The organism is Xenophilus sp. (assembly GCF_044462705.1).
Lineage (GTDB): Bacteria > Pseudomonadota > Gammaproteobacteria > Burkholderiales > Burkholderiaceae_C > Xenophilus > Xenophilus azovorans.
The window spans coordinates 1-1,961 of record NZ_JBIQNC010000370.1 but is presented as its reverse complement, the minus strand read 5'-3'; the positions used below and the strand labels follow the sequence as shown (position 1 = coordinate 1,961).

2 protein-coding genes are annotated in these 1,961 nt (G+C 68.9%); one reads left to right on the top strand and one right to left on the bottom strand.

Annotated elements, in window-relative coordinates; genetic code table 11:
* Nucleotides 1–431 (bottom strand): SDR family NAD(P)-dependent oxidoreductase (locus ACIY1X_RS26235; protein WP_399686550.1); only part of this gene is annotated, 431 nt, incomplete at its 3' end.
* A gap of 113 nt (nucleotides 432–544) precedes the next feature.
* Here ACIY1X_RS26235 and ACIY1X_RS26230 point away from each other — a divergent pair.
* Nucleotides 545–1,912, top strand: a complete 1,368-nt coding sequence (locus ACIY1X_RS26230; protein ID WP_399686548.1) for an FAD-binding oxidoreductase — start codon at nucleotides 545–547, stop codon at nucleotides 1,910–1,912.
* Nucleotides 1,913–1,961 lie beyond the last annotated feature (49 nt).

Below are 1,961 nucleotides of genomic sequence, written 5' to 3'. Positions count from 1 at the left end.
TGGCTTCCTTGGGCGCCCACGCCCCGAAGTCCGAGCACCGAGGCCATGTTGACGATGCGACCGCGCCCATCGCGCAGCAACGGCCCGGCGGCGCGGCAGCACAGCCAGGTGCCGGTCAGGTTGGTGGCGATGATGGGGGCCCATTCGGCTTCCTCGGCATCGCTGCCGAAGGGCGCGCCGCCCGCCAGCGCCGCGTTGTTGACCAGCACGTCCAGGTGCCCGTGCCGCTCGCCCAGCATGTCGAAGAGACGGCGCACCTGCGCGGCGTCGCTCACGTCGCAGGCGAGGAACTCGATGCCGTCCTGCGCGGGCAGGGCCGTGCGCGAGGTGCCCACGACAGTGTGGCCCTGCCGCGCCAGCGTGGCGGCAATGGCACGGCCGATGCCGCGGCTTGCGCCTGTGACCAGGGCCACGGGGGCTTGATCTGCCATCCGATTGTCTCCGTCGTTCTTGTCGTTCCGGCCGTGCCGAGCGCACTCCGGATCGAGGGATTAAGTTAGTATACGTCCTAAGTTTTTAGAGAACAGCCACAAGGAGACAGCCCGTGGAAACGCTGCTGCAGCGTCTGAGAACCGAACTCGGCCCCCAAGCGGTCCTCACCGGCGAAGCCGTGCGCGAGCGGCCGGTGTCGCGCCTGATCCAGAGCGGCTGCGAGGCCGGCGCGTTGGTGCGTCCGGCCTCGACCGAGGAGGTCGCGCTGGTGCTGCGGCTGTGCCACGAGGCAGGCCAGCCGGTGGTGCCGCGTGCCGGCATGACGGGCCTGGTCGGCGGCACGCTGGCGGGGCCGGGCGAGATCGCGCTGTCGCTCGAACGCATGAACCGCATCGAGGAGATCGATCCGGTGTCCCAGACCATGACCGTGCAGGCGGGGACGCCCCTGCAGACGATCCAGGAGGCCGCCGACGCGCAGGGCCTGCTGTTCCCGCTCGACCTGGGCGCCCGCGGCTCGGCGACCATCGGCGGGAACATCGCCACCAACGCGGGCGGCAACAAGGTGCTGCGCTACGGCATGACGCGCGAGATGGTGCTGGGCCTGGAGGCGGTGCTGCCGGACGGGCAGGTGGTGTCGTCGATGTTCAAGGTGCTCAAGAACAACACCGGCCTGGACCTGAAGCAGCTGTTCATCGGCACGGAAGGCACGCTGGGCGTGGTGACGCGCGCGATCCTGCGGCTGCAGCCACGTCCGCGCACGCGGCAGACCGTGCTGGCGGCGTTTGCCGACTTCGACTCGGTCACCACGGTGCTCGAGCGCATGCGGGCCGGCTCGGGCGGCAGCCTCAGTTCGTACGAGATCATGTGGCGGGACTACTACCTGCTGCTCACGGCGCCGGGCCGGCGTCCGGCGCCGCTGTCGCAGGAGCACCCCTTCTATGCCCTCATCGAATGCGAGGGCTCGGACGAGGCCGCCGACGAGGCGCGTTTCCAGGCCGTGCTGGAGCCGTGCCTGGAAGAGGGCCTGATCGTCGACGCGGTGGTGGCGCAATCGGGAGCCGAGCGCACCGACCTCTGGCGCATCCGCGACGACGTGCACTACCTCAAGACGCTGGACCCGCTGTTCGTCTATGACGTGAGCCTGCCCCTGCCGGCGATGGAGGGCTACGTCGACGAACTGCGCCGCACCCTGGAGCGGCGCTGGGGCTCGGCCACGGTGATCTCCTACGGCCACCTGGGGGACGGCAACCTGCACATCGCCGTGTCCTGCGGCGACAGGAGCGCCAAGGCCGAGGTCGAGCGCATCGTCTACGAGCCGCTGAAGGCCTTCCGCGGATCGGTGTCGGCGGAGCATGGCATCGGCCTGGACAAGAAGGCCTATCTGGGATTCACGCGCACGGAGCAGGAGATCGCGCTGATGCGCGCTGTGAAACAGGCCATCGACCCGGCCAACATTCTCAATCCCGGCAAGATCGTCTGAGCAACCGTCTTGCTCGTCAAGCGCAATGCATAGTCGAATCCCACATCGA